The sequence below is a fragment of the Promicromonospora alba genome (genome assembly GCF_042654905.1).
Lineage (GTDB): Bacteria > Actinomycetota > Actinomycetes > Actinomycetales > Cellulomonadaceae > Promicromonospora > Promicromonospora alba.
Genome location: NZ_JBHSFI010000008.1, coordinates 608,203 through 632,474, shown reverse-complemented (window position 1 = coordinate 632,474; position 24,272 = coordinate 608,203). Strand labels below are relative to the sequence as shown.

17 protein-coding genes are annotated in these 24,272 nt (G+C 73.7%); 7 read left to right on the top strand and 10 right to left on the bottom strand.

What is annotated here, in order from left to right; translation table 11 throughout:
- Positions 1–3 precede the first annotated feature (3 nt).
- A complete protein-coding gene (locus tag ACFO6V_RS25420) occupies positions 4–1,401 on the top strand; it encodes a hypothetical protein (RefSeq protein ID WP_377141123.1) in 1,398 nt (465 codons plus the stop codon).
- A complete protein-coding gene (locus ACFO6V_RS25415) occupies positions 1,402–2,016 on the top strand; it encodes a metallopeptidase family protein (RefSeq protein WP_377141120.1) in 615 nt (204 codons plus the stop codon).
- A 102-nt stretch (positions 2,017–2,118) separates the two neighbouring features.
- Here the strand turns inward: ACFO6V_RS25415 and ACFO6V_RS25410 are convergent, their stop codons facing one another.
- The 3 genes from ACFO6V_RS25410 to ACFO6V_RS25400 all read right to left on the bottom strand — a co-directional run bounded on the left by ACFO6V_RS25410 (position 2,119) and on the right by ACFO6V_RS25400 (position 7,543).
- Entirely contained in the window at positions 2,119–3,720 is a 1,602-nt protein-coding gene (locus ACFO6V_RS25410) for a DUF5719 family protein (RefSeq protein WP_377141117.1), read from the bottom strand.
- Positions 3,717–7,121, bottom strand: coding sequence for a glycosyltransferase (locus ACFO6V_RS25405; protein WP_377141114.1), 3,405 nt, complete (start codon positions 7,119–7,121; stop codon positions 3,717–3,719). Before ACFO6V_RS25405 ends, ACFO6V_RS25410 begins: the two co-directional genes overlap by 4 nt.
- 80 nt (positions 7,122–7,201) lie before the next feature.
- Positions 7,202–7,543 (bottom strand): WhiB family transcriptional regulator, encoded by a 342-nt coding sequence (locus ACFO6V_RS25400; RefSeq protein WP_357449210.1) that lies wholly within the window; start codon positions 7,541–7,543, stop codon positions 7,202–7,204.
- A gap of 369 nt (positions 7,544–7,912) precedes the next feature.
- On the opposite strand from ACFO6V_RS25400, the gene ACFO6V_RS25395 reads away from it, so the two are divergent.
- The 3 genes from ACFO6V_RS25395 to ACFO6V_RS25385 all read left to right on the top strand — a co-directional run bounded on the left by ACFO6V_RS25395 (position 7,913) and on the right by ACFO6V_RS25385 (position 11,686).
- Positions 7,913–8,659, top strand: a complete 747-nt coding sequence (locus ACFO6V_RS25395) for a TIGR03089 family protein (RefSeq protein WP_377141111.1) — start codon at positions 7,913–7,915, stop codon at positions 8,657–8,659.
- 148 nt (positions 8,660–8,807) lie between these two features.
- Positions 8,808–10,115, top strand: coding sequence for an LCP family protein (locus tag ACFO6V_RS25390; RefSeq protein WP_377141108.1), 1,308 nt, complete (start codon positions 8,808–8,810; stop codon positions 10,113–10,115).
- A 380-nt stretch (positions 10,116–10,495) separates the two neighbouring features.
- The gene (locus ACFO6V_RS25385; RefSeq protein ID WP_377141105.1) at positions 10,496–11,686 is read left to right on the top strand and encodes an LCP family protein; all 1,191 of its coding nucleotides are present in this window, start codon (positions 10,496–10,498) and stop codon (positions 11,684–11,686) included.
- A 115-nt stretch (positions 11,687–11,801) separates the two neighbouring features.
- Here ACFO6V_RS25385 and purE read toward each other — a convergent pair whose 3' ends face one another.
- From purE to ACFO6V_RS25365, 4 genes are all read right to left on the bottom strand, one after another.
- Positions 11,802–12,323, bottom strand: coding sequence for a 5-(carboxyamino)imidazole ribonucleotide mutase (gene purE / locus ACFO6V_RS25380; RefSeq protein ID WP_377141102.1), 522 nt, complete (start codon positions 12,321–12,323; stop codon positions 11,802–11,804).
- Positions 12,320–13,510: a 5-(carboxyamino)imidazole ribonucleotide synthase gene (locus ACFO6V_RS25375; protein WP_377141182.1), complete on the bottom strand. Its 1,191-nt coding sequence runs from the start codon at positions 13,508–13,510 to the stop codon at positions 12,320–12,322. The genes purE and ACFO6V_RS25375 overlap by 4 nt, the downstream gene beginning before the upstream one ends.
- 137 nt (positions 13,511–13,647) lie before the next feature.
- The gene (locus tag ACFO6V_RS25370; RefSeq protein WP_377141099.1) at positions 13,648–15,003 is read right to left on the bottom strand and encodes a sensor histidine kinase; all 1,356 of its coding nucleotides are present in this window, start codon (positions 15,001–15,003) and stop codon (positions 13,648–13,650) included.
- 3 nt (positions 15,004–15,006) lie between these two features.
- The gene (locus tag ACFO6V_RS25365) at positions 15,007–15,690 is read right to left on the bottom strand and encodes a response regulator transcription factor (RefSeq protein WP_026366105.1); all 684 of its coding nucleotides are present in this window, start codon (positions 15,688–15,690) and stop codon (positions 15,007–15,009) included.
- 152 nt (positions 15,691–15,842) lie between these two features.
- On the opposite strand from ACFO6V_RS25365, the gene ACFO6V_RS25360 reads away from it, so the two are divergent.
- Complete coding sequence (locus ACFO6V_RS25360; RefSeq protein WP_377141096.1) at positions 15,843–17,237, top strand: sensor histidine kinase; 1,395 nt, start codon at positions 15,843–15,845, stop codon at positions 17,235–17,237.
- Positions 17,234–17,941: a response regulator gene (locus tag ACFO6V_RS25355; protein ID WP_377141093.1), complete on the top strand. Its 708-nt coding sequence runs from the start codon at positions 17,234–17,236 to the stop codon at positions 17,939–17,941. The genes ACFO6V_RS25360 and ACFO6V_RS25355 overlap by 4 nt, the downstream gene beginning before the upstream one ends.
- A 13-nt stretch (positions 17,942–17,954) precedes the next feature.
- Here ACFO6V_RS25355 and ACFO6V_RS25350 read toward each other — a convergent pair whose 3' ends face one another.
- The 3 genes from ACFO6V_RS25350 to ACFO6V_RS25340 form a co-directional block, all read right to left on the bottom strand.
- Positions 17,955–20,567 (bottom strand): FtsX-like permease family protein, encoded by a 2,613-nt coding sequence (locus ACFO6V_RS25350; protein WP_377141090.1) that lies wholly within the window; start codon positions 20,565–20,567, stop codon positions 17,955–17,957.
- 129 nt (positions 20,568–20,696) lie between these two features.
- Complete coding sequence (locus tag ACFO6V_RS25345) at positions 20,697–23,255, bottom strand: ABC transporter permease (RefSeq protein WP_377141087.1); 2,559 nt, start codon at positions 23,253–23,255, stop codon at positions 20,697–20,699.
- 41 nt (positions 23,256–23,296) lie between these two features.
- The gene (locus ACFO6V_RS25340; protein WP_377141084.1) at positions 23,297–24,130 is read right to left on the bottom strand and encodes an ABC transporter ATP-binding protein; all 834 of its coding nucleotides are present in this window, start codon (positions 24,128–24,130) and stop codon (positions 23,297–23,299) included.
- Between the last annotated feature and the right edge of the window lie 142 nt (positions 24,131–24,272).

Sequence of the window (24,272 nt, the reverse complement as noted above, 5' to 3'; positions counted from 1 at the left end):
CCCGTGCGCCCCCTCGTACCCGTCGCCGTGCTGGCCGCGATCCTCGCCTCGCTCGTGCAGGCCCTGCTCAGCCCTCCGCTGCACACGGGCGACGAGACGGCCCACCTCGACTACGCCTACCAGGTGTGGACCGGGCACCTGCCGGTCTTCGAGGACGGCCTGGTGCTCGCGCCCGAGGCCGGCTCCGTGCCACCGGTGCAGTGGGCCGCCCAGCACCCGCCGCTGTACTACCTGGTGCTGGCGCCCGTGGTCGGGCCCCTCGTGGAGGGCGGGCACGTCATCACGGCGGTCTACGCCGCACGGGGCCTGAACGTGCTGGCCGCGGGTCTGCTCGTGCTGGTGGCGGCCTGGGCGGCCCGGCGGGCCTTCCCGGCGTCGCCGCTCCTCGCCCCCGTGACCGCGCTGGTCGTCGGCACGACGGCGTGGGTCGCCCGGGTCGGCGGCTCGGGCTACAACGACGTCTTCGCCACCCTGCTCACCACCTGGCTGCTGGGGATCGCGGCGGGTGCCGTCCGGTCCGGCCTGACCTGGCCGCGCGCCGCGGGGCTGATCGTGGTCTCGGCGCTGTGCCTCGGCACGCGCCTGCACACGATGGTCATGGTGGGCGTCCTGGTCGCCGCCGTGCTGGCCGGGGTGCTCCTGCGGACCGCTGGCCTGCCCGGCGTCCGGGGCGCGACCGTCCGGGGCGAGGCCGTGCGCGCCGCGGTCGTCGCGCTCGGCGCCCCGGCCGCCGTGGCGGCGACGTCCGGCTGGTTCTACCTGCGCAACGTCGCCCTGACCGGGTCCGTCACAGGCGGGCACCCGGACTGGGCGGCCGAGAACCTGGACCGGGTGGTCCGTCCCGTCCCCGAGGTGCTCGCCGACGCCGGGGTCTGGACCCAGCTCCTCGCGGTGTTCGGGCACGGCAGGCTGCCCGACGCCGCGGTGGTGCTGGTCCTGCTGATCGTGCCCGCCGCGCTGGCCGCCGTCGCGGGCGTCCGTGCCGCGCGGAACGTCCGGCCGCCCGCGGCCGAGCGGGCCGACGTGCTGCTCCTCGTGACCGGCGCGGCGGCGGTCGCGGCGACCCTGGCGATGCAGCTCGTCTACACCGCGGGCGGCGGCTCGCCGCACCCGCGCTATCTCCTCCCGGTGATCGGGATCCTCGCGATGCTCGTGGCCCAGGGCCTCGCGTCGACGCGCCGCGGGCTGCCCTGGGCGGTCGGGTTCTGGTGCGCGGTGCCCCTGCTCGACCAGGCCGTCTGGATCGCGGTCTCCGCGCCGCGCTACGCCGGGCAGTGGCCCGACAGCTCGCTCTCCGTGCCCGGCGCGTGGGTGGCCTGGGGGCTCGCGTGCGTCGCGGTCGCCGTGGCGGTCGCCGTGGCGGTGACGAACCGGGACCCGGATCGGACGTATCGTCGGTAGGTGCCTCCGTTCTCTCCACGCGGCCGGAACCGACGGTCGGACCGCGGTACCGGCCCGGCCGGCAGCTCATCCGGCAGCTCCGGCAGCCCCAGCAGTGCCGGCAGCTCGGCCGGCAGCCCTGCCGGTATCCCCAAGGCCTCCCAGGCGGACCTGCTCCGGCTCGCGGCGATCCGCTCCGGCGACACCTCCGGCGAAGCGGTGCGTCCCCGGCGGAGGGACCGGCGCGGCCGCGGTCTGCGGGGCCCGATGTTCCCGCCCGGGACTCCCGCGCACCGCACGCGGGCGCAGCGGTTCGACGACTTCGTGCTCGACGTCGTCGAGGACCTCGACCGGACCTGGGCCGCACAGCTGCGCGGCACCGAGTTCGCCGTCGAGGACGTGCCGCCGTCGGACCCGGCACCGTGGGAGGACGGCGGTGTGCTGCTCGGCCGGTTCTTCCCGGCAGAGGCCGGCCGGCCCGGGCGCGTGGTGGTCTACCGCCGGCCCGTCGAGGTGCGCGCTCTGGACCGGGAGGACCTCGCCGACCTGGTGCGCGACGTCGTGGTGGAGCAGGTGGCGCACATGCTGGCCCGCACCCCGGAGGAGATCGACCCGAACTTCGGCGACCGCTCCTGAGTCCCGGTCGCTCAGGCTCTACTTGTATCGGCTGAGCCTGTTGTTCCGCTCCGGGCGAGCGCCTTGCTTCGCTGCGGCCTCACCCTGCGCTTCACCTCCGGCTCAGCCGGCCGCGTCGACCCGGCGCACGTGCACGTCCCCGCCCGCGGCCAGCGGCGCGGTCGGCGAGAGCACGGAGAACAGGGTCGTGTCGCTGTCCTCGGCGATGCGTACCGACCAGACGACGCCTGGCTGCCCGGCGGGCTGCTCCGCGACCACCGCGACGGTGTCGCCGAGCTCCTCCAGCTCTTCCCACTCGAGCTCGACGGTCTCGCCGGTGGGCACCTCCACCGTGCGGGTCCAGGCCTCCTCGCCGTCCGGCCCGACGCCGCGCAGCGCCACCGTGGTGCTGCCGTCCACGTCGTCGATCCGGTCCGGGTCGCGTTCGCCGGGCACACCGCTCAGCGTCACCGAGTACGCGGCATGGTCGGGAACGGCGACCGCGCCGTCGGCCACCGGGCCTGTCGGGCGCACCGCCTGCCCGGCCAGCCAGGCGCGGTCGTAGGGGTCCTCGTCGATGACGGCGTCGTCGGCGGCGGAGCCCTTCTTGTCCAGGACACCGCCGGCGACGACCGGCACGTCGGCGTCCACGACGACCGTGTAGGCACCTGCGGGCAGCCCGCCCAGGGGCAGGGTGGTGACCTTGCCCGGTTCGAGAGGCAGCTCCTCGCCCCCACGCAGCCGGACCGGTCCGTCAGGCCCGAGCACCGCGAGGTTCGCCGTGCCGGCCGCCGTGCCGGGAGTCAGCAGGTCGAGGCGCGGCGCGTGCGGGTCGTCCACCGGCTCGCCGGTGCTGACCACGCCTGAGACCGCTGTCGTGCGGGACGGCGCGGCCCCGCCCACGACGAGGTCGGCGCCCGCGGGCACCAGGCCCTCGATGCGGTGGTGCTGCACGTAGGCGCCCACGCGGCCGCCCTCGGCGGTGACGTGCAGCGCGAGCCGGCTCTGGTCGGGCGCGACGGCCTCGAGCATGGTGACGACCTGCTCCCCCGGCGGCACGACGACGAGCGACTGGCTCCCCAGCACCACGGGACCGGACGCACCCCAGGCCTCGAGCGACACGGTGGCCGGCGTCCGGCCGGGGTTCTGCAGCACCAGGCGGCCGCTCGAACCCACCGAGGTGCTGCCGCCGACCAGCCAGTGCTCGACGGACGGCACCGCGCACGGCCCCGCGACCATGCCGCGCAGGTCACCGTCGGTCGTCACCGACGCGACGGTCCCCGTCGCGTAGGTGGCGCCGCTCGGCGTCACGCGCACCGTGCGCGGCCCGGTGACCGCGCCCTCGCGCACCGCCGCTACGCCACCGGCCACGAGCGGGCCGGGGAGGTCCGGCGCCGCGGACCCGTCCAGGGTGGTGACCGAGGGCTCCGCACCCTCCGCGCCGTCCAGCACCGCGGCGGTGAGCGACGTCGTGGTCTCGCCGCGGACCGCGCTGAACTCGTCGTCGCCGACGTCCGGCTGCTGCAGCTCGGCGGGCATGGGGCAGACCAGCCCGGTCTCGGCCGCGGCCACGGGGACGGCGCGTACGGCGTCCGCCGGTGGCGTGACCCGCTCGCCGCCGCCCGTCGTGGCGAGGGCGGCGACCGCCATCGCGCAGAGGAGGCCACCCACCGCCGCGGCCGCTCGCCGGGCGACCGGCGGCACCACCAGCTTCTTGCGCTTCATCGAACCCTCCTGCGTCCCACCGGCAGGGCCAGCAGGGCGAAGACCACCAGCGTGAACGTCGTGAGCACCAGCCATACGGTGCGGTGGGGCGCCTCGTAGCGCACCACGAGGTGCCCGGCGTCAGGCCCGAGCGCGAACGCCTGCAGGCCCGCCGACTCCTCGACGGCCACCGGCTCCAGCCGGCGTCCGTCGAGGGTCGCGTGCCAGCCCGGTCCTGCTGCCTCCGCGAGCACGACGGCGCGGTCCGCACCGCCCGCGGTCACGTCGGCGCGGACGGCGGTTCCCCCGGACGGCAGCACCCGCTCCGTGGCGCCCGACTCCTCGATGCGGGCCCAGCCCGGCGCGGGTTCGCCCACCGGCGCGACCCGCCACACGGAGATCGCCTGCCCCTCGGTGACCCGGCTCATGCCAGGCACCATGTCGAGCGTCGCCACGAGGTCGCCGACGGCGCGCGCGGGATCCGTCCCGGGCGTCGCGCTCAGGCCGTGCGACCGGACCTGGACCGCACCGATCCCGAGGTCGGCGAGCTGTTCCGGCACTCCCTCGGTGGCGCCGGACACCAGCGCCGCGACCGCGTCGTCCAGGGTGCCCACCGGTTCGTCGCCCGCCCCGGCCCGATCGTCCGCCGTCGCCCTGGCCGTCGCGGAGATGTCGGCGAGCTGCGAGCCGTCGGCCCGCAGGAGGGCGTACTGCACCGTGTCGTCCGCGGCGCCGGTGCTGCCGGCCTCACCGGCGAACCCCACCTCCAGCACACGTGCCTGCCGAGGCGGAGCCTGCATCTGCTGCCCGACGGCGGGCACCACCGGGTCGGTGGTCACGTGCAGCATGCCGCTCCGCCCGGAGCCCGCGATGCTGCCCGAGCCGGACAGCCACGCGGCCGCCTGCGCGGCGGGAAGCAGGAGCGCGACCACCACCAGAGCGACCACCGCGACCTTGCGCGCCGAACCGAGGAAGCCCCGGAGCGACGCCCCGCTGTCGGCGAGCGCACGGACACCCGCGAGGGCGGCGGCGCTCAGGCCGAGCAGGACCAGCGACAGCCCGGGGCCGGACCACCTGCCGTCGCCCTGGGCCACGACCGCGACGGCGAGGCCCGCCGCCGCGACCAGCCAGCCCACGAGCGACGTCGCGGCGACGTGCTGTGCCGACTCCGGGACCCGCCTGCGGCCGATGCCCACCAGCGCCGCGCCGAGACCGACCGCCGCGAGCGCGAGCACCAGCGCGCCGAGCGCCCAGGGGCCCGCCGCCACGATCGCGCGGACGGCGGACGGCACGAGGCCGGCACCGGGCACGTCGAACCAGGGGGCGGGGACCGCGGGCAGGCCGAGCAGCAGCTCGAGGCCCGATGTGGTGCCCGGTGCCGGGACGCCGGACCCGGCCAGCGGCTCTGTCGTGAGCAGCCTGCTGTTGCCGTGGCGCAGTGCCGTCCACCAGAGCGGGGCACCGACCACGAACGCCGGTACCACCGCGAGCGCGAGGTAGATGCGGCGGCGCGGGGCCACGAGCAGCGCCCCGAGCAGCACCGCGACGGCCGCCGGGAGCAGCGCGGGCGCTCCGGCCACCACGCAGGCGAGCAGCAGACCGCTCGCACCTGCGGCGCCCAGCGAGCCGGAGCTCGTCCGGGACGCACGGGCGGTGACGCCTGCCGGCTCCTCCGCGGCGCCGTCGGGCGGCCCGAGCCTGTCGACCGCCTGGACGCCCACCGCACGGACCAGCGCGACGGCCGTCCAGGGCAGCAGCGCATGCGCCAGCACCCCGCCGAGCAGGCCACCGTCCAGCGCTCCGAGGAAGGCGGGGGCAACGGTCCAGGCGAACGCCGCGAGCGCGCGCAGCCACACCGAACGGGTCACCGTGCCGGCCGCTGCCCATGCCCCGACGGCGGCGACGGGCAGTGCGAGCAGGAGCACGGCGTCCACTGCGTGCTGCAGCGATCCGCCGGCCAGTGCGGAGAGGCCGGTCAGCACGAACAGCAGCGGGTCCGCCGGGGCGGCGGTGCCGAGCCCGTCGCGTACCCAGCCGGACGTCGCCGCCGACCAGGTGGTCGCCGTCGTGCCGCCCGCCGGCAGCAGCGCGCCGCCGACCAGGCGTCCGCCGGCCGCGAGGGCGCCGAGGGCGGGCCCGAACAGCGCCGCCGTCAGGCCGACGGCGGAGAGCACCACGGCAGCCAGTGCGGCCCGGCGACGGACGGCGAGCGCCTGCAGCTCTGCCTGCTCCAGCTCGGACGGGGCGGCGTCCACCCGGTGCGCCTCGCCGCGGGCGAGCCGCTTGTCGCGCCGCTCGGCGGCCACCTCGCGCCAGGTGCCCAGCAGTGGCCGCAGGACGCTGCGGGGTACTGTCGAGGTGCGCGCGATCCGGCGTCGGGCGCGCAGCAGCGGCCCCAGCCGGAACACGGCCCACAGCGGTGCGAGCAGCTCGTCGCGCGCCTGGTCGGGCTGCTTCATCGCGAGCCGGTAGCTCGCGGCGAACGGCGCCCACAGCACCATCGCGAACATCGCGAACGGCAGGATCCACGGCGCCACCGACGTCAGCCGCAGGTAGAGCTGGCTGCGGCGCCGGGCCCCCGAGGAGCCGGGAGCGTGCAGTGCGACCTGCGCGTGCCGCACCACGGCGTCGGGCACGACGACCACCCGGTGGCCGGCGAGCCGGACCCGCAGGCAGAAGTCCGTCGAGTCGCCGAGCTGGCCGTAGGCCGGGTCGGTGCCGCCGACCTCGCGCCAGACCGACGCCCGCACCAGCGCCCCGGCGAGGCCGACGGCGAGCACGTCCTCGCGCGCGTCGTGCTGTCCCTGGTCGATCTCCGTGTCGTCGATGCCGGTCATGCGCCGGCCGAGCGGCGAGACGGTGTGCCCCACCTCGACGAGCACACCCCGGTCGGACAGGTCGGGGTCGAGGGGTGTGCCGTCCGGGCCCGTCTCCCAGCGCCGCTGCTTGCAGCCCGCCACGGCCACGGCGTTCGAGTGCTCCACCGAACGGGTGAGGGCCGCCAGGGCGCCCGGGGCGGGGGCGGAGTCGTCGTGCAGGAACCAGAGCCAGCCCTGCTCCGGGGTGCCGACGGCGGCGAGCGCCGCCTCCACCGCGTCGCCGAAGGTGCGGGCGCCCGCACCGGCCACGAAGCGCGCACCGCCGAGCTGCAGGTCCTGGTGGCCGGACGTAGCGGGTGCGGTGTCGACGTCGACGACCACGACGGAGTCAGGGGTGCGGGACTGCGTCCTGAGCGCCGCGAGCGTCGCGGCGAGGTAGGGACTGCTGCCGCGTGTCACGACGACGGCGGTGACCGTGACGGCCACCGGCGCGGCGGTGGCCGTCTGGGCCGGGACCTTGGCCCAGACGGGACCGACCGTGTCCTCGTAGGGACCACGGTCTGGGCTGGGAGCCGACAGGCTGTCGGTACGTGGAGCGCTCATCTCGCTTCACATGATGCGGCGCGTCTGCGCCGACACGCCGCAGACGCGCCGGTCGAGGCACGCATCCTCCAGCGCAGACCTCAGACGGCGCGGCGCTTCAGCTTGCGCCGCTCACGCTCCGAGAGACCGCCCCAGATACCGAACCGCTCGTCGTTCTCCAGCGCGTAGTCCAGGCACTCGGCCCTGACCTCGCAGCCGGAACAGACCTTCTTGGCCTCGCGGGTGGACCCGCCCTTCTCCGGGAAGAAGGCCTCCGGGTCGGTCTGCGCGCACAGGGCGCGCTCCTGCCAGCCGAGCAGGGAGTCGTCCGGTTCGGTCAGCTCGTACAGCTCACCGAAAAGCGGCAGGACCCGTGCAACCGGCGCCGCCGTGTTCTCGGCGTCAGTCGGGAACTCCACGTCCGATTCCAGAATGTTCCACATGACGTGCCCCTCCATGCCGTGTCCGTGCTCCGGGCCTTGCCGGCCGACCATGCCGATCCATCTGCCGATCTGTCTTGCCGATCCATCGTGCCTGGCCAGACGTGCAGCTTCGAGACCCCGTTGCATATGCGCTACGAAAACTGCATACATGGAATTACACGCGTGTCGCCTGGAGTCGTCAAGCGGAAATGTGCTATCGCCCACGGATTCCACGGGTAATTCACCAGTCCTTCCGCAGGTCGTGGCGTACGTCTCACCTACTGCCCCGTTTTTGATATGTCGGGACACCCGGCGAGTCGCCACGCCGAAGGTCCGAGATGTGCCTGCCCGAGACCGGGACAGCGATCCCCGACGTCTTAGGCTGGCGGCATGCAGATCGCTCCCCGCAGCGGCGGCCCCGTGCCCGACGTCGCCACCCTCCTCGCCCGCCTCGCCGCCGACGGCGGCCAGCCCCGCCTCACCTGGTACGGGGACGACGGCGAGCGCGTCGAGCTCTCCGGCGCGGTCCTCGCCAACTGGGCGAGCAAGACCGTCAACCTGCTCGTCGAGGAGTTCGACGCCGCCCCCGGCACGCGGATCGTCGTCGACCTGCCCGTGCACTGGCGCACCGCGGTGTGGACGCTGGCGGCCTGGCGCGCGGGCGTGACGGTCGTGCTCCCCGGCGCCGAGGGGGCGTACCCGGACGTGGTGGTCACCGACAGCCCGGACCGCTGGTCCGACGACGGGGCGGACCTCGTCGTCGTCTCGCTGCCCGCGCTCGCCCGCCGGTACGACGGCGAGCTGCCGTCCGGCGCCATCGACGCGGCCTCCGCGGTGATGACCTACGGCGACGCCATCGGCTGGGTGCCGGAGGTCGACCCCGACCAGGAGGCGCTGGTGACCGCTGCGGGCGCCGTCGGGCACAAGGGCCTGGTCCCGGAGCCCGGCGAGGGTGCGCGCGTCCTGGTGGACGGGCGCGGGCCCGTGGCGGAGGTGCTGCGGGGTCTGCTGGGCGTCTGGGCAGGTGGCGGCTCGGTGGTCCTCACCTCGCCGGCGACCGCCGCGGAGCTCGAGCAGGACGAGGCCCGGCTGGCGCGTCTGCTGAGCACGGAGCAGGCGCAGCTGCCACAGGGGTAGGCACCCCGGTCCGAGACGTCGAAATGCCCGGTCGCAGGCCGTTTCGGACGTTGCCGCACAACGTCTTCGGTCTTCTCCACGAACCCTCTACGGTCCGACCCCGGGGGGCGCGCCGCCGTCCAACGGGCAGCACCTAGGATCTGAGGCCGTGACGTTCCCTGACTTCAGCGCCGGAGATGCGACGAGCCCAGCCACTGGGCCGTCCCATGCCCGCACGCTGAAGGGGATGAGCGGCGCGGCCAGGACGGTGGCGCTGGTGCTCGTCGCGGCGGTCTCGCTCGCGAGCGCGGGCGGGGTGGCGGCGGTGACCCAGCTGACCGGGAACATCGAGACCGCCCAGATGACGGTCCTCGGACCTGACCGGCCCAAGGTGGTGCTGCCGAAGGACCCGAACGCGGGCACCCCGCTGAACATCGTGATCATGGGCAGCGACTCACGCGGCGGGGACAACCGCGACCTGGCGGGCGGCGAGGACGCCGGCGCCCGGTCGGACACCACCGTGGTCATGCACATCTCGGGCGACCGGTCGCGGATCGAGATGATCTCGATCCCCCGCGACTCGACGGTCGACGTCCCGAGCTGCACCACCGAGGACGGCGCGACGACGGCCGAGCTGTACAGCACCAAGTTCAACGCCGCGTTCTCCCAGGGCGTGGTGGCCGGCGGGACTGTCGCCGACGGCGCCCTGTGCACGGTCAAGACCGTCGAGAAGCTGACCGGCGTCTTCATGAACGGCTTCATCGTCGTCGACTTCGCCGGGTTCTCGTCGATGGTCGACGCCGTCGGCGGCGTGGAGGTCTGCGTCGAGGAGCCGATCTACTCCGAGGACGCGAACCACCTGTCGCTCGACGCGGGTGCGCACACCCTCAAGGGCGTCAAGGCCCTCGACTACGCCCGGGCCCGCAAGGGCGACGGGCTGGGCGACGGCTCCGACCTGGGCCGGATCGGCAGGCAGCAGGAGGTCATGGCCTCGCTCGCGCGCAAGGTGCTGAGCCAGGAGGTCCTGACGAACCCCGCCAAGTCGCTCAATTTCCTCAAGGCGGTGACCCGATCCCTCACCATGAACGAGGAGCTCGCCAGCATCGACGGACTCGCCGGGTTGGCTTACTCCATGCGCAACGTGCGGCCTGACACGATCACCTTCATGACTGTCCCCAACGAGTACGACCCGGTACAGACGGCGAACGTGATCTGGACCGACGAGGCCGTACAGCTGTGGGACAACGTCAAGCACGACAGGCCTCTCGACTTCGACCCGGACGCACCGTCGGCCAGCCCGTCGGCTTCCGCCGACGCGTCGCCGTCCGCCCCGGGCGACGACGAGAGCGCGGACGGTACCTCCGAGCCCTCTCCCAGCTCGCCCGCTCCCAGTTCGCCCTCTCCCAGTCCGACAGAGATCAAGCAAGCCGGCGAAGAAGCCTTCACCGGCGCCGACACCACCAAGGTCTGCGGCTAGCCATGTCAGATCCCAGAGCGTCGAACCGATCGGCCCCAGGCGCCGACGACGACGTGACGCGCGTCCGGATACCACCCAGCTTCACGCCGCAGGGCGTGAGCGGGCGGCCCGGCGCCGACGATGCCATCCCGGTGGGTGACACCGGTGAGAGACCGCGTACTCTGCCGGGCGTGGCGTCGAGCCCTGAGCAGGGCGGGCCCGCCAACGCGGAGACGCCGGGTGTCGGGGTTCCCGGCGTCGGCGGCGCGCACCGTATCGGACGGCCGGAAGGCCACTCCGACGGCGCCCGCAGCGAACCACGCATACGCAGACAGTCTTCTCGGGAGGTACCGGTGTCCGGCCAGAGCAACAATCCCCCGCCCGTCCCACGGAGGTCGGGGATGCCGGCGCGCAACGAGTCGGGCGGGGCGCCACGCTCCATCCCGCCGCGTACCGCGCCGCGCGCCGGTGGCCAGCCACCGCAGGCGATCCCGCCGGGCCGCCCGGTCCGGGCGAGCGCGGGCCCCGTGCGTCCGACGCCGGTGCGTAGCGCGCCGCGGCCCCCGGCCGGCGGCGGTCGTGGTGGTGCTGGTGGCTACCCCGCCGGCGCTCTCGCCTCCGGCGGACGCGGTGGCAGCAACATCCGCATCCGCAAGGGCCGCGTGGCCGGCGTCATCGCCGTGCTGGTGCTGCTCGCCGTCATCGCCTGGCCGGTCGGGCTCCTGATCTGGGCCAACGGCAAGATCCAGCACGTCGAGGCGCTGTCCGGGGCGTCGAACACCCCGGGTACGACGTACCTGCTCGCGGGCTCGGACGCGCGCGGCAGCGGCGGTATCAACGACTCCACCTCGGGTGCGCGTACCGACACGATCATGCTGCTGCACAAGCCGTCGTCGGGGCCGGTCGCGCTCATCTCGATCCCGCGTGACACCTGGGCGGTCATGCCCGACGGCTCGGGCAGCAACAAGATCAACGCCGCGTACTCCTACGGCGGCGCGCCGATGCTGGTCAAGACGGTCGAGACGCTCAGCGGGCTCACCGTGGACCACTACGTCGAGGTCGGTTTCGGCGGCGTCGAGGGTGTCGTGGACGCCGTCGGCGGCGTGCGGCTCTGCCTGGACTACGACGTGCACGACGTGAAGTCGAAGCTCAAGTGGAAGGCCGGCTGCCACGTCGCGGACGGCAAGACGGCACTCGCGTTCTCGCGGATGCGGTACGCCGACCCGACGGGCGACATCGGCCGTGGGCAGCGCCAGCAGCAGGTCATCGCCCAGATCGGCAAGAAGGTCGCGGACCCGGCAGTCCTGGTCAACCCAGCCATGCAGGTCGGGATCGCCGACGCCGGGCTCTCGGCCCTCGTGACCGACACCGACTCGGGCATCATCGACATCGCGATGATGGGCCTCGCCTTCCGGACGGCGAACGGCGACGACGGCGTGACCGGCACCCCGCCGATCGCGTCGATCGGCTTCCGCACCCCCTCCGGTGCCTCGGCGGTGCTGCTCGACGACAACCAGACGCCCGAGTTCTGGGCCAAGATCCGCGACGGCGAATACGAGGCGGGCCAAGAGGTAGGCGGCATGCCGAAGTAGCCCTCCGCCGAGGTAGAACCGGGGCGAGTCCGGACACACGCTCTACTTCGCCGGCGGGCAGTCGGCGAAGTAGAGCGTCTGTCCGGACTCGCCCCGGTTCTCTCGACGGGTCGGGTCAGAGCTGGGCGCGGAGCTTCGCGCCCTTGGCGTGCGCCACCGCGCTCAGCTCCGCCTGGAACGCCTCCATGCGCTCCCGCAGGGCCGCCGCAGCGGGGCCCTCGCCCGACGCGAGGATGCGCGCCGCGAGCAGGCCGGCGTTGCGCGCCCCGCCGATCGACACCGTCGCGACGGGCACGCCGGCGGGCATCTGCACTATCGACAGCAGCGAGTCCATGCCGTCCAGGTACTTGAGCGGCACCGGCACCCCGATCACGGGCAGCGGCGTCACCGAAGCGAGCATGCCCGGCAGGTGTGCGGCGCCGCCGGCGCCCGCGATGATCACGCGCAGGCCGCGGCCCGCGGCCTGCCGCCCGTAGTCGATCATCTCGGTGGGCATGCGGTGCGCGGAGACGACGTCGACCTCTACCGGCACGTCGAACTCGCGCAGCGCCTCGGCGGCTGCCTCCATGACCGGCCAGTCGGAGTCCGACCCCATCACGATGCCGACCTGTATGCCGATCTGCGGAGTGGTGCTCATGCGTTCGCCTCTTCCTCGGTGGTGGTCTCGACAAGCTCGACCACCGGAGCCGACTCGCCGCGCAGCAGTGCCGCCGCCGCGATCGCCCGACGCCGGACCTCGTCCAGGTCGTCGCCGCTCACGTTCACGTGGCCGAGCTTCCGTCCCGGCCGGATGCCCTTGCCGTACAGGTTCACGCGCGCCTCCGGGAAGGCCGCGAGCAGCTCCGGCAGCGCGTCCGTGAGCTCGTCCAGCGTGGAGCCGAGCACGTTCGCCATGACGGTCCACGCCGCGACCGGCTCGGTGGCGCCGAGCGGCAGGTCCAGGACGGCGCGCAGGTGCTGCTCGAACTGGCTGGTCACGGCGCCGTCGATAGTCCAGTGGCCGCTGTTGTGCGGGCGCATGGCGAGCTCGTTGACCAGGACCGTCGGCACGCCGTCCGCTCCGGTGACCTCGAACATCTCGACCGCCAGCACGCCGGTCACGTCGAGCCCCTCGGCGACCGTCCTCGCGATCTCGCGCGCGCGGGCGTCGAGCTCCGCGGACAGGCCGGGTGCCGGGGCGATCACCTCGGAGCACACGCCGTCGCGCTGCACCGACTCGACGACGGGCCACGCCCGCACCTCGCCCGACGGCCGCCGGGCCACCAGCGCGGCCAGCTCGCGCACGAACGGCACCTTCTCCTCGACCAGCAGGGGCGGGCCGCCGTCGGCCACGCCGGCGAACCAGTCGGCGACGTCGTCCGGGGACGAGACCACGCGGACGCCCTTGCCGTCGTAACCGCCGCGGGAGGTCTTGACGACGGCCTCGCCGCCGACCTCCGTCAGGAAGGCCGCCAGGGCGGCCCGCCCTTCCTCGGGGGACGACGACGGCAGCGGAGCCCACCGCGGGCACGGCACGCCGAGCTCCGTGAGCCGCTGCCGCATCACTATCTTGTCCTGCGCCTGCACCAGCGCGTGCGGGCCGGGGCGCACCGGCGTCCCGTGCTCGATGAGGTCCGTGAGCAGGGCGTTCGGCACGTGCTCGTGCTCGAACGTCAGCACCGACGCCGCAGCGCCGTCGGCGGGCGCGATGAGCGAGCGGATCGCCGCCTCGTCCGAGGCCGCACCCACCGGCGTGTCCGTCACGACCTGCGCGGCGGACGACCCCGGCTCCTCCACCAGGACCCGCAGGTGGATGCCCAGCTCGCCGGCGGCCGGGGCCATCATCCGGGCCAGCTGCCCGCCTCCGACCACCGCTACGACGGGCGGTCCCGATGGAGACGGGGCGGTGCCGGACGGCTCAACAGAAGACGAGGGCCGGTCGGCCGGGAGGGAATCGAGTGTTGCGCTCACGTGAGTGAAGCCTACCGGCGGCCGCGGCCCTTCTTCTGGCCGAAGCTGGAGATCTTCGACCCCACCGGCAGCACCTGGTGGGGGTCGAGCGTCTTGGGCACGCCCGACAGGAACACCGAGAACACCGGCGGCGTGCGCTGGGTGAGCTGGAGGTTTCCGCCGTCCGCGGCGACCAGGTCCTTGGCCAGCGCGAGCCCGAGGCCCGTCCCGGCGCCCAGCGTGACGCCGCGCTCGAAGATCTTGCCCTGCATGTCCTCGGGCACGCCGGCGCCCTCGTCCGTGACCTCGATGGCCATGGCGCCCCGCTGACCCTCGCGGATCCGCAGGGTCGTGGTGCCGTCGCCGTGCTTGAGCGAGTTCTCCAGCAGAGTGGACAGCACCTGGGCGAGCGCGCCGGGGGTGGCCAGGACACGGGCACCGCCGGAGTCCTCGACGTTCAGGTGCCGGCCCGCCCGTTCGAAGGACTCGCGCCACTCCTCCTCCTGCTGGAGGAAGACGACGGCGACGTCCACGGACTCAGTGGTGCCGCCCTGGGCGCGCCGCGAGCGGGAGAGGAGATCGTCGACCACGCCGACCAGCCGCTCCACCTGCTCGAGCGAGATCCGGGCCTCCTCCTGCACGTCCGGCTCGGTGGAGGTGAACGTGATCTCCTCCAGGCGCATGGTGAGCGCCGTGAGCGGTGTGCGGAGCTGGTGGGAGGCGTCCGACGTGAACTGTCTCTCCACGGCGAGCCGCGCCGCGAGCCGGTCGGAGCTCCGCGCCAGCTCGGCCGCGACCAGGTCGATCTCCTCCACGCCGGACGGGTCCAGCCGTGGCCGCACCTGTCCCGCGCCGAGCTGTTCGGCCGAGGCCGCCAGGTACACGAAGGGTTGCGCGAGCCGGTTCGCCTGCCAGGCGGCCGTGACGGCACCCGCGGCGAAAGCGCCCACGCTGCCGAACACGACGAGCACCACGACGTTGATCGCCTTGATGTACGCCGGCCAGGCCGAGACGGAGATCACCACGCCCGTCACGGGCTGGTCCTCGGAGGTGGACCCCTTGTCGATGGTGGCTCCGGCCACGGGCTCGCCCGCGGTGAGCTGCACGCCGTCGGGCTGGTTCACCGTCACGTGCGCGACGATGTCGGTGCTCTGCGGCTGGACCGCCCGGTCCAGCACCGACTGGTCGACAAAGCCGGTGTCGGCGGCGGAGCGGTTGCGCTCGTAGGAGTTGACCGCGGACGACAGAAGGTCCTGCGCCCGGGTCTCGACCCGGGCGACCTCCTGGTCGTAGATGTATCGCGCGCCGAAGATCGCGAGCGGGATACCCAGGAGCAGGACGGCGACCGCAACCGCGGCGATCGTCGCCTGCAGCACGCGGGCGCGCACTGGCTAGCTCGCCCCGATCTCGAAGCGGAAGCCGAGACCGCGCACGGTGGAGACGTAGCGCGGTGCGTTGGCGTCGTCGCCGAGCTTGCGACGCAGCCAGGAGACGTGCATGTCCAGCGTCTTGGTCGAGCCGACCGGGTCCGAGCCCCAGACGTCGCGCATGAGCGTGTCCCGGACGACCACGGAGCCGGCGTTCTGCACGAGGACGCGCAGCAGGTCGAACTCCTTGGTGGTCAGGTGCAGCTCGCGGTCACCCTGGAAGGCACGGTGCGCGGAGACGTCGACGCGGACGTCCTGCGCGTGCAGCTCCTCCTCCTCGCCGGTCTCGCCGTGCGAGCGGCGCAGGAGAGCCCGCACCCGCGCCAGCAGCTCGGCAAGCCGGAAGGGCTTGGTGACGTAGTCGTCGGCGCCGGCGTCAAGGCCCACGACGAGGTCTACCTCGTCGGCACGGGCGGTCAGCACCAGCACGGGCACGGTGAGGCCATTGGCCCTGATCTCGCGCGCGACATCGAGCCCGTCCATGTCCGGAAGGCCCAGGTCCAGAACTACGATGTCCGCACCGGTCGAGCTCTCGATCGCACCTTTGCCGGTTCCTTGCACGACGACGTCGTATCCCTCACGGGAGAGCGCTCGTGCCAACGGCTCGGCAATGGCCGGGTCGTCCTCGGCTAGGAGTACGTGAGTCATTTCGCCATCGTAGGGCATAACCGACGCTCTGGCGCTACCCGGGCACACACGGGACGGCCGTACTACCGAATCCTTTCGGTAGAGCGAGCCATGGCGCAAGTGCTACCACGGTATGACGCGCCACCGCAACGGTTCGACCTACTCTGACCTGCATGGGTTGGTACGAGCGGTGGGCAGAGTGGGCGGAGCGCTACCGGTTCCTCGTCGACCTCTGCTGGACGCTGCTGGCGGCGCTGTTCGCACTGACCCTCGCCGCGTCGTCCCCGAGCACGTTCAGCCTCGGCGGCGGCCAGGCCGTGCTCCTCTCCGCCGCCGTGCTCGCACCGCTCCCCTGGTGCCGTACGCGACCCGTGGCCTCGTGCGTCGCGGTGTTCGTGGTGTGCATGCTGCAGATCACGGTGCTGGGCACCCCGCTGCTGCTCCCGGCCGACCTGGCGGTGCTCGTGTCGATGTACTGCGTGACGGTGTACGGCCCCCGCTGGGCGTACTGGATGGCCTGCGGGATGGCGGTGGTCGGTTCGGTCTCCGTGGGCATCTCGTTGTGGCTCTACAACGGCGGTTCACCGATGTCCGTCACACCGATGATCATCCTGTGCCTGGCCCTGCTCGGCTGCTCGTTCGCGTTCGGCCTGGTGCGCCGGTCGCGGCGGGCGATGATCACCGCGATGCGGGACCGCGCCGAGCGCCTCGAGATCGAGCGGGACCAGCAGGCCCAGATCGCCACGGCGGCCGAGCGGTCGCGCATCGCCCGCGAGATGCACGACATCGTCGCCCACTCCCTGTCGGTGATCATCGCGCAGGCCGACGGCGGGCGGTACGCCGCGGCCGCCGACCCCGCCGCCGCCGCGCGCTCCCTCGGCACCATCGCCGAGACGGGCCGTGCCGCCCTCGCCGACATGCGGCGGCTGCTCGGGGTGCTGCGGCAGGACCAGCCCAGCGCCGCGACCCCGCTGGGCCTGATGGCGCCGGGCACCGGGACACCCGCCGGCACGGCCCCTCAGGGCGCAGGGAGCGGCACCGGCGGACCGGGCGGCGCCCTGCCCGCGGTGCCACCGCCGTCGGGCGGCGCTGCCCCTTTGCGGCCCCAGCCCGATACCGGCGACATCGCGGGCCTGGTCGACCAGGCCCGCGACGACGGGCTGCGGGTCTCGTTCGCCCGGGTGGGCGTCGAGCGACGCCTGCCGCCCGGTGTGGGGCTCACCCTGTTCCGGGTGTGCCAGGAGTCGCTCACCAACGTGCGCAAGCACGCGGGCCCGCGGCCCGCCGTCACGGTCCTGCTGCGCTGGGGCGAGGAAGAGGTGGAGCTGCGCGTGGACGACGACGGCCGCGGCCTGGCGGCCGACGGCTCCCCCGGCCCCGACGAACCGCCGCCCACCGCCGGGTACGGCCTGCTCGGGATGCGCGAGCGTGCCGAGATGTTCGGCGGCACGCTCTCCGCCGGCCCGCGCCGGGGCGGCGGCTTCTCGGTGCGGTTCGTCATCCCCATCCCGCGTGCCGAGCACGCGGGCCAGAACGACACACAGAACGACACACGAGGAGCACGATGACCTACTCCCCCGACGAACCCGCCCGGCCCGTGCGGGTCGCGCTCGTCGACGACCAGCCACTGGTCCGCGCAGGCCTGCGCATGGTCATCGACTCCCAGCCCGACCTGCAGGTGGTGGTCGAGGCCGACGACGGGCGCGACGCGCTGCACCGGCTGGCGACCACGGCGACCGACGTCGTGCTGATGGACGTGCGCATGCCCGGGATGGACGGCCTGTCCGCCACCCGGGCCCTCCTGGCCGACGGCGCCGCCGCGGCAGCGGGCGACCCCCGGGTGGTGGTGCTCACCACGTTCGACCTGGACGAGTACGTGCTCGATGCCATCCGGGCGGGGGCCAGCGGCTTCCTGCTCAAGGATGCGCAGCCGGAGGAGCTGCTGACGGCGATCCGGACGGTGCACCAGGGGGACGCGGTGATCGCGCCGTCGTCCACCCGGCGGCTCATGGAGCGCCTGGTCACCGCCCTGCCGCCGGAGGAGGCGGCGGGCCCGCAGGAGGCCCTGGCCGCCCTGACGAGCCGCGAGCGCGAGGTGCTCGTGCTCATGGCCCGGGGGCGTTCCAACACGGAGATCGCCACCGACCTGTTCGTCGCCGAGGCGACGGTCAAGACGCACGTCGGACGCATCCTGTCGAAGCTCGACGCCCGCGACCGCGTACAGGCGGTGGTCACCGCCTACGAGACCGGCCTGGTCCGCCCCGGCTCCTGATCCGCCGCACCCCTCACGCCGCCGCGAGCGCCGCCAGCGGATGCGTCCGGACGGCGGCCCGAGCAGGCACCACCGAGGCGACCAGCCCAGCGACCAGGGCGACGCCGAGGACCACCAGGATCTCGGTCCACGGGACGACCAGCGGCACCCTGCCGAGGGCCGACAGCGCGGTGGTGGCGCCCGCCCAGCCGTACAGGAGGCCGAGCACCACACCGAGCACGGCGCCCACGACGGCGATGACCATGCCCTCGACGGCGAGCGTGGCCCGGAGCTGTGCCTTCGAGAGCCCGATGGCCCGGAGCACGGCGTTCTCGCGGGTGCGGTCCATGACGGACAGCGACAGCGTGTTGGCGACACCGACGAGGGCGATGAGCACGGCGACGGAGAGCAGCCCGACCACTATGCCGAGGATCATCTCGACGATTCTCTGGTAGGCGGCCTGCTCGACGAACATCCCGGCGACCCGCACGGTCTCCCCGGTGGTCGAGACGGCCTCCTGCACGTCCGAGACGACGGACGTGGCGTCCGCGCCCTCGTCGACCTTCGCCCAGACCTCGCCGGCGGAAATGCCCGCGTGGAAGGCGGCGAGGTCCTGCGGCGTCAGATAGGCGCGGTCGGCCTGCGAGCCGCTGTGCACGACGTCGAGCGTCACGTCACCGTCGGGCCCGGTGAGGACCGTCGTGTCGAGGCCCGCCAAGCCGTACAGCTCGGCCGCCCGCTCAGGGACCACGAGGGTGCCGGGCCGCAGTGCGTCCGCGTCGACCGGGGTGTTCGCTACCGACCGCAACGCCTCCGGGTCGACGACGGCGAGCTGGACCGGCCTGCCCCCGTCCGCCCGCTCGGCCGACACGCTCGTCACCTCGATCACGGTGCGCAGTCCGTCGGCGCCGCGCAGGGCGTCGAGCACCGTTCGGGGGACGGCCGTGGCGGAGCCGTCCCTGTCGTACGTGGTGCTCGTGGCCTGGAGGTCGACGGGGAAGCGCTCGTCCAGCTTCTCGTCCATCGCGACCCGTGCGCTCGCGGCACCGGTCGTCATCATCGAGACCAGGGTGACGCCGATGAGCAGCGCGGTGGACGTCGCCGCCGTCCGCCGCGGGTTGCGCAGGGTGTTGGCCGACGCCAGGCGTGCCGCAGGCCCTCCTACGCCCGCGACGCGGCCGAACGCGGCGGCGACGCGGGGCAGCCAGAAGACGGATCCGACGATGACGCCGACCAGCGACAGGGAGCCGCCGAGAACCGTCGCGAACAGTCCGACGTCGATGCTGCCGGACATCCCGAGGGCCACGCCCCATGCCAGGAGCGCGAGCCCTCCGACGGTGGCGAGCACGGCGAGCACCGCCCTCCCGCGCGCGGGCCCGCACCGACCGGGTGCGGCGGCGGGGCGCATGGCGGCGAGCGGGGCGACGAGGGACGCGGCCCGGGCCGGGGCGAGCGCGGCGGCAAGGGTCACCAGGAGACCGGCCGCGAGGGGGATCAGGAGGGCGGGCGCGCTCGGGGTGATGCTCGGCGGCAGCGCGACGCCGAGGTCGAAGCCCGGCGCGACCATGAGCCCCACCTGCACGAGCAGGGATCCGACGGCGACGCCCGCGACCGAGGCGAGCGCGCCGAGGATCGCGGCCTCGAGCAGCACGCCGCGGTAGATCTGTGCGGTGCTCGCACCCACGCAGCGCAGGAGCGCGAGGTCGCGCGACCGCCGCGCGACGAGGACCTGGAGCGTGTTCGTGATGACGAGTCCCGCGACCACCAGGGAGACGGCGGCGAGAGCGAGGGCGAACACGAGGTAGACGATGTTCTGGCCGCCGGAGATCGCCGAGACGACGTCCTCCGCGCGCTCCTCGGGCGTGGTGACCTCGGTGGCGGACGGGACGGCCGCGGCAAGGGCGCTCTTCGCTGCCTCGAGGGCGGCCTCGTCGCCGGGCCGGTCCAGGGCGACAACCAGCGTCCGCATGCCTGGCGGCTCGGCCGCGCCCGCCTCGTCGGCGATCCGCTTCTCCAGCGCCTCGGCGGTGATGACCGCCACGCCGCCGCCCGCCGCGTAGGTGCCCAGCGGGTCGTCGACGAGGCCTGACACCGTCAGCTGCTCGGCGACCTCCTGGCCGCCGTAGCACTCGGCGCCGTCCTTGTCGGCGGCGGGGTCGCCGCCGCGCAGGCAGCGGGTCGACGCGACGGTGTCGCCGACGGAGACGCCGAAGAGCTTCGCGGCGTCCACGGGGAGCACTATGCGGTCGGGGCGGTCGGCCCAGGCGCCGTCGGCCAGGACCAGGGGCGACAGCCGCGGGTCGGAGGGGTTGGCGACGAGCGACTGGTGGACCGTCCGGCCGCCGTGGCTGAGCTCCGCGTAGGCGCCGTGGAACCCGTCGGCCGCCGCCACGCCCTCGACTGCCCGTACCGCCTCCGTGTCGGCGGAGGTCATGGTGCCGTCGCGGTCGAAGACCACGAGGTCGGCGGAGGCGTACTGCGCGGCCACCTGGGCGTACGTGGTGCGGGTGACGATGGTTCCGGCCTGCAGCGTCGCGGCCACGAACGCGGTGCTGATGACTATGGCGACGCCTGCCGCGGCGAGCCGGCGGACGCCGCGCCGCAGCTGGCCCAGGGCAAGGCGGGTGGTGGGGTGGGCGGTCAGCACGCGGAGCCCTGCCGGCTCCCCGGGAAGTGCACGATGGTGTCCACGAGATCTCCCTCGAGTCGTCGTTGGGGCTGGCCGCGTGCTGACCGGTACTGCTGATCGGTACTGCCGATCGGTAGGGCTGGCGGGCTACTCCGCCGCGAGCGCCGCCACCGGGTGGGTACGGACCGCGGCCCGCGCCGGCACGACGGAGGCGAGCAGCCCGGCCACGAGGGCCACGCCGAGCACCATCGCGACGTCGGCCCACGGGATCACGAGCGGCACGTCGCCCATCGAGGAGAGCGCGGTGGTGGCGCCGGCCCAGCCGTACAGGACGCCGAGCACGACACCCAGCGCGGCCCCCACGCCGGCGATGAGCATCCCCTCGATGGCGAGCATGGTCCGCAGCTGCGCCTTCGAGAGCCCGATGGCCCGGAGCATGGCGTTCTCCCGGGTGCGCTCGATGACGGACAGCGACAGGGTGTTGGCGACGCCGATCAGGGCGATCACCACCGCCACCGCCAGCAGGCCCACCACGATGCCGAGGATCACGTCGATCACCTGCTGGTAGCTCTGCCGCTGGACCACCGCGCCGGTCACCTCGACCACCTCGTCGGTGGTGGACACCGCGTCCTGCACGGAGGCGACCGTGCCGGCGACGTCCTGCCCCTCGGCGACGCTCGCCCATACCCGGTTGGGCCGGAGGTCCGGATAGATGGCCGCGAGGTCCTGCGGCACGAGGAACGCGTACGCGTACTGGGCGTCCACCCCGACGATGTCGAGGGTCGTCCTCCCGCCGGGGCCGGTGAGCTCGATCTCGTCCATGCCCTCGAGGCCGTAGTTCTTCGCCACCCCGTCCGGGACGACGAGCGTCCCGGGCTGCAGCGCGTCGAAGTCCTCAGGCGTGTTGACGACGTCGCGCAGCTGGTCAGGTGTCGCTGCGAGCGTGGGGACCCACTGCTCGTCCGCCGTGGAGACCGATGCGTCGGTGACCGCCGCGGTGGACCGCAGCCCGCCCACGCCGTCGACCACGTCGACGACCGCACCGGGCATCGCGGCCATCTGCTCGCCGTCGTAGGTGGTGGTCGCGACGTCGACGTCGACGGGGAACTGGGCGTCGAGCTCGTTGTCCAGGGTGGTGCGTGCACTGGCGGCACCCGTCGTCATCATGCCGACAAGGGTCACGCCGATCAGCAGCGCGGTGGACGTCGCCGCCGTCCGGCGCGGGTTGCGGAGCGTGTTCGCCGCCGCGAGCCGGGCCGACGGCCCTGCCGCGCCCACGAGCCTGCCGATGCCGGCGGCGACCTTCGGCAGCCAGAACACCGAGCCGATGATCACGCCGATCAGGGAGACGGACCCGCCACCGACGGCGGCCAGCAGGCCGACGTCTATGCGTCCCTGCAGGCCCAGCACGATCCCCAGGGCCAGCGAGGCGAAACCGCCGACGGACATGATCGTCGCGAGGACGGCGCGGGCCCGCCCGGCGCCCTTGCCCAGCGTCGGGGCGTCGGCGGGCCGGAGCGCGGCCAGGGGCGCCACTCGCGAGGCCGCACGCGCCGGGGCGAGGGCGGCGGTGAGCGTGACGAGGATGCCGACCGCGAGCGGGGCGATGAACACGGGTGCGCTGAGGCTGACGGTCTCGGGGAGCGGCACGCCGAGGTCGAAGGCCGGTGCGATCATGAGGCCGGCCTGGACCAGCGCGCTACCCACGACGATGCCCGCGAGGGACGCGAGCGTGCCGAGGATGGCCGCTTCGAGGAGGACGCTGCGGTAGAGCTGGCCGGTGCCCGCACCGACGCAGCGCAGCAGCGCGAGGGTGCGGGAACGCTGCGCGACGAGCACCTGGAAGGTGTTCGCGATGACGAGACCCGCCACGACGAGCGCCACGGCGGCGAACGTCAGGACGAAGATCAGGAAGACCAGGTCCTGACCACCGGACATGCCGGCCACCATCTGCTCGGCATGCTCGTCGGTGGTGGTGACGTCCGTGGCCGCGGGGACGGCGTCCGCCAGGGCGGCGCGCACCGGTTCGACGGCGGCGGGGTCGTCGAGCGCGACGACTATCGTGCCGATCGTCGCAGCCATGTCCGGCGCCGACTCGTCGGCGATCCACTGCGCGAGCGTGGGTGCGCTCAGGACGGCGGCGCCGCCCATGGCGCTGTAGGCGTCGTACGGGTCCTGGACGAGGCCGACCACCGTGAGCTTGTCGACGACCTCGTGACCCTCGTAGGTCTCCGAACCGTCCTCGAGCTTCGTCGGCTCGGTGTCCGTCACCCAGCGGGAGGAGGAGACGGTGTCACCGAGGCCGACGCCGAGCCGTTCGGCGACGTCCTCGGGCAGCGCGATCTCGTCGCCGGCCGCCGGCCACTCGCCGTCGGACACCTCGAGCGGCGTGAGCCGCGGGTCGGACGCCGCACCGACCACGCCCTGGAAGATCGACTTCCCGCCGTGGTTGAGCTCCGTGTAGAACGTTTCCTGCGCGTCGGCGGCTGCGACGCCCTCGACGCCCCGGGCGGCCTCGACGTCGGCCTCGGTCAGGGACTGGGCGTCGTCGAAGACCACCAGGTCGGAGTCGGCAAGGGTCGCCGAGACCTGGGCGTACGTGGTGCTGGTGATGATGTTGCCGGCCAGCAGCGTGGCGGCGACGAAGGCGGTACCGATGGCGATGGCGACGCCTGCCGACGCCAGCCGGCCCGCGCTACGACGCATCTGTCCCAGGGTGAGGCGGGTTGCGGGCATGGAGCCGGCCATCAGGCACCTGCCCCGCTGGTCGTGCTGCCCGGACGGCTGGTGACGGCGGGTTCGAGGGTGCGCAGCGCGTCCAGCCCGGCCATCGCGGAATCAGGCGTGGGATCACTGATGTCGCCCGCGATACGGCCATCCGCGATCAGGACAGCGCGGTCCGCGTACGCCGCAGCCGACGGGTCGTGCGTGACCATGATGATCGTGCGGCCCAGCTCGCGTACCGAACGGCGCAGGAACGACAGCACCTCGGCCCCGGAACGCGAGTCCAGGTTGCCGGTCGGCTCGTCCGCGAACACCACATCAGGCTGGGCGATCAGGGCACGCGCGATCGCGACACGCTGCTGCTGCCCACCCGAGAGCTCCCCCGGACGATGCGTGAGCCGGCCCCTCAGACCCAGGGTCTCCACCAGGGTGTCGAACCAGGCACGGTCCACGGTGCCGCCCGCGAGCTCGACCGGGAGCGTGATGTTCTGCTCGGCCGTGAACATCGGCAACAGGTTGAACTGCTGGAACACGAACCCGACCCGGTCCCGGCGCAGCCGCGTCAGGGCCTTGTCGTTCAGGCCCGTGATCTCCGTCTCGCCGAGGAACGCCTGACCGCTGGTCGCGGAGTCCAGCCCCGCGAGCAGGTGCATCAGCGTCGACTTGCCCGAGCCCGACGGGCCCATGATCGCCGTGAACCGGCCCTGCTCGAAGTCGACGTCCACCCCGTCCAGGGCCCGCACGGTGGCCTCGCCCTTCCCATAGGTCTTGGTCAGGCTCCGGGCCCGTACGGCGCGGGCGGCACTGCCCGGCATGGGGGCCGGCTGGTCCGCCGGGACGTACACGGTGGTGTCCACGAGTTTGCTCCTCGAGTCGTCGATAGCTTCGTTGTTGCTGCGGCTGTGCTGCGGGCGGTCGCCGGTGGCGGCTCGCACCGGACGGTGCGGGTGCGGGGAGGTCCCCTGCTCGCTGTCCGGAAGTGGTCCGGCCTTCCCGGGT